This window comes from Tenacibaculum bernardetii (assembly GCF_029125915.1).
In the GTDB taxonomy this organism is placed as follows: domain Bacteria; phylum Bacteroidota; class Bacteroidia; order Flavobacteriales; family Flavobacteriaceae; genus Polaribacter; species Polaribacter bernardetii.
In genome coordinates, this window is record NZ_JAQJCU010000011.1 from 64,024 (window position 1) to 71,800 (window position 7,777).

Consider the following 7,777-nt stretch of genomic DNA (forward strand, 5'->3'; position numbering starts at 1 on the left):
ATCTAAAAAAAACACTTATTCTTTAACATTTAATTAAGAATAACAATAATTTGATTTAATTAATTTCGGATTTCATAATTCAAGCATAATAAAAATGACACAAAAACTACTTTCAAAAATATTGATTGTAATCTTTTTCTTAGGTTTTACTGTAAATTCAGAAGCTCAAAGAAAGAAAAAGAAGAAGAAAAACGACAAAAAAACTTCAACGGCAAAACCTAAAAGCAAACCAGATAAAAATGCCATAAAACCTTATAGCAAGGTTGTTACAAAAAAACATAAAACTGACGAAGGTTTATTTAAAGTTCACTCAAAAGACAGCAATTATTTATTTGAAATTCCAGATTCTCTTTTAAATAGAGAAATGTTAATGGTTACCAGGATTGCTAAAACCGCAAGCGGAATTGGTTTTGGTGGAGGTAAACAAAACACACAAGTTTTACGTTGGGAGAAGAAGCAAAAAAAAATATTATTACGCGTAGTTTCTCATAATGTTGTCGCCGATTCTATCTTACCAATTCATGAAGCAGTTACAAACTCTAACTTCGAGCCTATTTTATATGCTTTTCCTATAAAAGCATTTAGCAAAGACTCTACTGCGACTGTTATTGATGCAACTCCTCTATTTTCTTCGGATGTTAAAGCAATCGGATTTCCTCAGTTTAGAAGAAAAGCTTACAAGATTACTAAAATGGATAAAGATCGTTCGTACATCGAACGTATGAGTAGTTACCCTCAAAACATTGAAGTTCGCCATGTAAAAACATATGTTGCAGGTAAAGCACCATCAAACTCAAGTGTTGGTGCCGTTTCTTTAGAGTTAAGTAATTCTATGATTTTACTTCCTAAAGTACCTATGAAGCGTCGTTATTTCGATGAACGTGTTGGTTGGTTTACAAGCTCACAAACAGATTATGGTTTAGATACTCAAAAAAGTAAATCTGTTACTTATTTAGACAGATGGCGTTTAGAAGTTAAAGATGAAGATTTAGCGAAGTTTAAAAGAGGTGAATTAGTAGAACCTAAAAAACAAATCGTTTATTATATTGATAGAGCTACGCCTAAAAAATGGAGTAAATACATAAAAGAAGGTATAGAAGATTGGCAAGTTGCCTTTGAAGCTGCAGGTTTTAAAAATGCAATTATTGCTAAGGATGCACCTACGAAAGAGGAAGATCCAGAATGGAGTCCTGAAGATGTTCGTTATTCTGTTGTTCGTTATTTAGCATCTCCGATTCCGAATGCAAACGGACCACACGTTAGTGATCCTCGTTCGGGAGAAATTTTAGAATCTGATATTAACTGGTATCATAATGTAATGACCTTATTACATAACTGGTACTTTATTCAAACTGCGGCCATTAATCCTGAAGCTAGAAAAAACAAGTTTAAAGATGAAATTATGGGGCGTTTAATACGTTTTGTATCTTCTCACGAAGTTGGTCATACTTTAGGTTTACCTCACAACATGGGTAGTTCTGCCGCTTACCCAGTAGATTCTTTACGTTCTGCTAGTTTTACTAAAAAATTTAGTACAGCTCCGTCTATTATGGATTATGCACGTTTTAACTACGTAGCGCAACCAGAAGATAAAGGTGTTGCTTTAATGCCAAACATCGGGCCTTATGATAAGTATGCAATGAGCTGGGGTTACCGTCCTATTTTAAATACAACTGCTAAGGATGAAAAAGAAATCTTAAATAAATGGATTACCGACAAAAAAGGAGATCCTATTTATAGATTCGGTCATCAACAATCAAGAAATACTATCGATCCTAGTTCACAAACTGAAGATTTAGGTGATGATGCTATGAAAGCAAGTGCGTACGGTATTAAAAACTTACAGCGTATTTTACCTAGGTTAGAAGAATGGACTACCGAAAACGGTGAAGACTATCAAGAGTTAAAAACAATGTATGGTCAATTAGTTGGTCAGTTTAACAGATATATGGGACATGTAAGTTCTAATATTGGTGGAGTTTACGAAAACTTTAAAACTGCCGATCAAGAAGGCGCTGTTTATACGCATACACCAAAAGAACATCAAAAAAGAGCGTTAACTTTTGTGAACAACGAATTGTTTAAAACGCCTACTTGGTTAATCGATCAAAATATTATTTCTAAAACACAATATTCTGGTTCTGTAGATGAAATTAGAAGTTTACAAGTACGTACTTTAAATAAAATTTTAAAGACCGGTCGTTTAACTCGTTTAATTGAAAATGAAATTTTAAACGGTAACAAAGCTTATAGTATTGTAAATATGATGAGTGATCTTAGAAAAGGTGTTTGGTCTGAATTATACAGTAACAAAACAATTGATGGTTACAGAAGAAATTTACAAAGAGCTCATTTAGATCGTTTAGACTTTTTATTAAACAAAGCTAAAAATCAAAATGGTGTAAGAAGAAACGGTGGATATTTTAAACAAACTGCTGTAAATATTAGTCAGTCTGATATTAAAGCAGTCGTTAGAGGCGAATTAAAAAGAATCCAAAAAGATATTAAAAGAAGTATTCCTAACGCTCGTAACACAATTACACGTTACCACTTACAGGATGCTGCTGACAGGGTTAATACTATTTTAAATCCTAATAAATAGTAGGTATTACCCCCCGACTTTTATTAAAACATCAGTAATATATATTACTGGTGTTTTTTTATTCTTAAAAAAAGAATCGCTATTTTTATAACTCTTTATTAATCAACAAAACCGTATGAAACACTTTTTAAAACTTGCTTTTTTACTACTTTTTATAGTAAGCTGTACTAAAAAAGATTTAAAACAAACAACTGCTCAAACCCCTAAAGACACTTATGTTAAGGATAATTTCACAAAAAAAGAAGTAACTATTAGCATGCGAGATGGTGTTAAATTACATACTACTATTTACACCCCTAAAGACACGAGTAAAACCTACCCTATTTTAATGCAAAGAACACCTTACAGTTCTAGGCCTTATGGAGACGGTAAATTTAAAACCAAAATTGGTCCGAATACCATTTTAATGAAAGAAGGAAATATTGTGGTATATCAAGATGTTCGTGGTCGTTGGATGAGCGAAGGCGTGTATGATAATATGCGTGCTTATATTCCTAACAAAACACCTAAACAAGCCGATGAAACTACCGATACCTATGATACAATTGATTGGTTAGTAAAAAACGTTGCTAACAATAACGGAAAAGTTGGTACATGGGGAATTTCATATCCTGGGCACTACGCTACCGTTTCTACGATTGATGCGCATCCAGCTTTAAAAGCAGCCTCACCACAAGCTTGTATTGGCGATTTCTTTTTTGATGATTTTCACCACAACGGTGCTTTTTTATTAAGTTATTTCAGAGCTGTTTCGTTATTCGGAACTTACAAAGATCAACCAACGGATTCTGCTTGGTATTCTTTTCCTAAAATGGATACGCAAGATCAATATCAATTTTTCTTAGATAAAGGACCTTTAAAAAACCTCAACGAATATTTTCAATATGATAAATTAGATGTTGCTAAATCTGAAAATAAAGAACGTATTGATGATTTTTTCTGGAAAGAAATTGTAGAGCATCCAAATTATGATGAAACTTGGCAAAGCAAAGGAATTATTCAACATTTAGATAAAGTTCCATCTACAGTAGCAACTATGATTGTTGGTGGTTTATTTGATGCGGAAGATTTATACGGCCCTTTAGAAACCTATAAAAATATAGAAAAAAATCAGCCTAATAATTACAATACGTTAGTATTTGGACCATGGGATCATGGTGGATGGGCACGAAATAAAGTAGCCAACAAAGTTGGAAACTATTATTTTGGGGATTCAATTTCTTTAAAGTTTCAAAAGAATATCGAAACTAAATTTTTTAATCATTTCTTAAAAGGTGACGGTTCTAAAAATAGCGGCTTACCTGAAGCATACGTTTTTGATAGCGGTAAAAAAGAATGGAAATCATACGATGTTTGGCCTCCAAAAGAAGCAAAAAAGCAATCATTTTTCTTATCACAAAATCAAGAATTAACAGCTTCAAAGAAAGACAATTCTAAAGTTGATTTCATCAGTGATATTAAAAGACCTGTTCCCTATTCTGAAGATATTAAAACGGTTTTTACGCCTCGTAAATACATGACCGATGATCAGCGTTTTGCTGCACGTAGACCAGATGTTTTAGTTTATGAAACTGATGTTTTAACAGATGGTTTTACGTTAGCTGGTGATATTTTAGCAAAATTAAAAGTAGCAACAACAGGTTCTGCTGCCGATTGGATTGTTAAAGTTATTGATGTGCATCCTGCGGATTTAAAAAATGACAACAAAGAAATGCAATCGCACTTAAAACTAAGCAATTACCATATGATGGTTCGTAGCGAAGTTTTACGTGGGCGTTTTAGAAATAGTTTTTCGAATCCAGAACCGTTTACACCTAACAAAAAAACGGATGTAAATATTAAATTACAAGATGTATTTCACACATTTAAAAAGGGACATAAATTACAAATTCAAGTACAAAGTACGTGGTTTCCTTTAATCGATTTGAATCCGCAAACCTATGTAGATAACATTTACAAAGCAGATGAGAAGGATTTTAAAACACAAACACATTCAGTTTTTTCAGATTCTAGTATTGAATTTACGGTATTAAAAAAATAATGATGGCTACAAATCATACCGACGTATTAATTATTGGTGCCGGATTATCGGGTATTGGAGCCGCTTGTCACCTATCAAGAAAAAACCCTAACAAGAGTTATAAAATTCTTGAAATGAGAGCCGAATTAGGCGGAACTTGGTCGTTATTTAAATACCCAGGAATTCGCTCTGATTCGGATATGTATACCTTCGGATATTCTTTTAAAACATGGGACGCTTCTAAATCATTTGCCGATGCACCCTCTATTTTAGAATACCTAAACGAAGCTGTTGATGAGTATAAGGTACGCGATAAAATAAGCTATAACGAAAAAGTTACATCGGTTAATTTTGATACAAAATCTGCTCTTTGGACAGTGATTACAGAGCATCAAAAAACAAAAGAAAAACACCAATATACTGCTAAATTTTTATTTTCATGTAGCGGTTATTACAGCTATAAAAATGGCTACACACCCGATTTTGAAGGGGCGGCTAATTTTAAAGGAACGATTATTCATCCGCAGCAATGGCCAGAAAACTTAGAGTATACCAACAAAAAAGCAATTATTATTGGTAGCGGAGCAACAGCTGTAACCTTAGTGCCTGAAATGGCTAAAAAAACAGCACATGTTACCATGGTGCAGCGCTCGCCAACCTATATTGGTGCGCTACCTAATAAAGACAAAGTTGCTGGCTTTCTAAAAAAAGCACTGCCTAAAAAAACAGCTCATAAAGTAATCCGTTTTAAAAACATTCTTTTTTCGATTGCTTTTTACAACACCTCTAAAAAGTTTCCTAATTTTATGAGAAACTTTATCATTAAAGGGGCAAAAAAACAGTTAAAAGGTTTTCCTGTCGAGCCTCATTTTACACCAAACTACAATCCGTGGGATCAACGTTTTTGTGTGGCGCCTGATGGCGATTTATTTAAAGCCATAAGAGAGAAAAAAGCATCTATAGAAACCGATCGTATTGATTGTTTTACAGAAAACGGATTGCGTTTAAAATCAGGAAAAGAACTTGAAGCTGATATTATTATTACCGCCACAGGTTTGCAGCTAGTTGCCTTTGGGGATGCTAAAATTAGTATTGACAATGTTCCTTTTAATCCTTCGGATAAATTAACGTACAAAGGTTTGATGTTAAATGATCTGCCTAACTTTATCTTTTTTGCGGGTTACACCAACGCTTCTTGGACCTTAAAAAGCGATTTAACAAGCGAATATGTAAGCCGACTTATTAATTTAATGGATAAAAAAGGACATAAAGTTGTGGTACCTAAAGTTAGTGACATGAATATGGAAACTGTACCACTTATTAATTTAAACTCGGGTTATATTCATCGTTCTGCAGCAAATTTACCAAAACAAGGAAGTAAATTTCCGTGGAAATTATATCAAAATTGGATTTATGATTATTTTACATTGCGTGTAAAATCAGTTAAAGATGATACTTTAAAGTTCAATTAATAGCTGTTTTTAAATTGGCATAAATAATACTTTTCTACTAAACCTCGTAATTAAAATTACGAGGTTTATTTTATACAATTACGTCAACCTGAACTTGTTTCAGGTTCGCATCAAAACAACGTAATATTGGATGTGATTCTGAAATAAATTCAGAATGACGCGTTGTTATTTAACTTGATTTACCTTGTAAAAATGACTAAATTCGTTGTTAAGCTATACTTTCTAACTAAAGAGTAAGTGTATTAGACATTAGAAAAATTATGGAAGACATCTTCAAAAATGATAAAGAATTTAAAGAGGCTATTGGCGCTTATATAATTGCATTTTCAGAATTAGAATTTGGGCTTGCATCTTTATGTACGGCTACCGAATTTGACTTAAGACTTAAAAACAATCATTTAATGAAATATATGGGTTTTTCATTTGACAAAAAAATGAAACACCTAAGTGATTTTATAAATACGCACCTTATAGAACTTAAACCTACTTGGGATATCATAAAAAATGAAGTTGGACAATTAAACCGTGAAAGGCGCTTTTTAGCTCATGGTTTTATGAGTTACACTTTACCTCGAGAAACTATTACAACACATATTAAAGAAAATGGAAAAATTGTTACACAGAACCAAACGCTAAAAAAAATCAAAAATTTGACTAACAGACTAGAACATGTTAAAACTGGTAAAAACGGGATTAATGGTGAATTCCATACTGAATTCATGAAAGCACGAATTAACAAATGGAATGAATTAGTAAATGATTACGCTAAAATTACTTACAAAATAAACAATAAAATTGTATCTGACTGGAAAGGAAAGCCATGAGTCAATTCATAATTAGATATAAATTCGTCAATTATATTTATTTTTCTTAAATAAATAAGCTTAATGGACTTACTTATGATATTGAGAACCTTAAACAACTATAAACCAATCACAACATCTTCAAAAAATCATTTCTATCAATTTCACGAGCACCTAAACTTTCTAGGTGTTCGTTATGTACTTGACAATCGATGAGTTTGTATCCGCCATTTTTAGCTAAGTGAATAAAAGCAATTTTACTCATATTACTTGCTTTGCTAAACATACTTTCACCGCAAAAAACACCGTTTCCGGTATCAACTCCGTACAAACCAGCAACGAGTTTATCATCAATCCAAACCTCAATAGATTTTGCGATTCCTTTTTCGTGTAAATTAATATAAGCATCTTCCATATCGTCGGTAATCCACGTTCCTAACTGATCATTTCTATCAATATGGCGACAATTAAAAATAACATCTTTAAACGCTTTGTTTTTGGTAACTGTAAAACCTCCTTTTCGCAATACTTGACGCATCGATTTAGAAACTTTTACTTCCTGAGGAAACAACACCATACGTTCTTGTGGCGAATACCAAACAATTGGTTCGCCTTCATTAAACCAAGGGAAAATTCCGTTTTTATACGCATGTATTAACCGTTTGGCAGATAAATCGCCTCCAAATGCCAAAACACCATCTTCATTTGCGAATTCATAAGGCGGAAATACTATTTCTTCAGGTAACCAAATCATATATATAATTGTAAACTTTTATAAACCTTATCAATTCGAGTAAATTTCACAATTGAAATGAATGAAATTTGTATCGAGAATAAGAATCATACTTAAAAACTAGTTCTCGATACTATTTTATTCCGT

The 7,777-nt window shown here is 32.6% G+C and carries 5 protein-coding genes; 4 read left to right on the forward strand and 1 reads right to left on the reverse strand.

The window, feature by feature from the left end; genetic code table 11:
- Window positions 1-94 precede the first annotated feature (94 nt).
- From P2G10_RS10240 to P2G10_RS10255, 4 genes are all read left to right on the forward strand, one after another.
- Entirely contained in the window at window positions 95-2,602 is a 2,508-nt protein-coding gene (locus tag P2G10_RS10240; RefSeq protein ID WP_218771326.1) for a zinc-dependent metalloprotease, read from the forward strand.
- Between the two features lie 115 nt (window positions 2,603-2,717).
- Window positions 2,718-4,643: a CocE/NonD family hydrolase gene (locus tag P2G10_RS10245; RefSeq protein WP_275316469.1), complete on the forward strand. Its 1,926-nt coding sequence runs from the start codon at window positions 2,718-2,720 to the stop codon at window positions 4,641-4,643.
- A gap of 2 nt (window positions 4,644-4,645) precedes the next feature.
- Window positions 4,646-6,094: a flavin-containing monooxygenase gene (locus P2G10_RS10250; protein ID WP_275316471.1), complete on the forward strand. Its 1,449-nt coding sequence runs from the start codon at window positions 4,646-4,648 to the stop codon at window positions 6,092-6,094.
- 260 nt (window positions 6,095-6,354) lie between these two features.
- On the forward strand, window positions 6,355-6,918 hold the full coding sequence (locus P2G10_RS10255) for a hypothetical protein (RefSeq protein ID WP_275316472.1): 564 nt from the start codon (window positions 6,355-6,357) through the stop codon (window positions 6,916-6,918).
- A 109-nt stretch (window positions 6,919-7,027) separates the two neighbouring features.
- On the opposite strand, the gene aat is transcribed toward P2G10_RS10255, so the two are convergent.
- On the reverse strand, window positions 7,028-7,651 hold the full coding sequence (gene aat, locus P2G10_RS10260) for a leucyl/phenylalanyl-tRNA--protein transferase (protein WP_275316473.1): 624 nt from the start codon (window positions 7,649-7,651) through the stop codon (window positions 7,028-7,030).
- Window positions 7,652-7,777 lie beyond the last annotated feature (126 nt).

What these genes read in the sequence shown, in the direction of transcription:
- P2G10_RS10255 (WP_275316472.1), top strand. Translation starts at nt 6,355, where the DNA reads ATGGAAGACATCTTCAAAAATGATAAAGAATTTAAAGAGGCTATTGGC.
- P2G10_RS10250 (WP_275316471.1), top strand. Translation starts at nt 4,646, where the DNA reads ATGGCTACAAATCATACCGACGTATTAATTATTGGTGCCGGATTATCG.
- P2G10_RS10240 (WP_218771326.1), top strand. Translation starts at nt 95, where the DNA reads ATGACACAAAAACTACTTTCAAAAATATTGATTGTAATCTTTTTCTTA.
- aat (WP_275316473.1), bottom strand. Translation starts at nt 7,651, where the DNA reads ATGATTTGGTTACCTGAAGAAATAGTATTTCCGCCTTATGAATTCGCA.
- P2G10_RS10245 (WP_275316469.1), top strand. Translation starts at nt 2,718, where the DNA reads ATGAAACACTTTTTAAAACTTGCTTTTTTACTACTTTTTATAGTAAGC.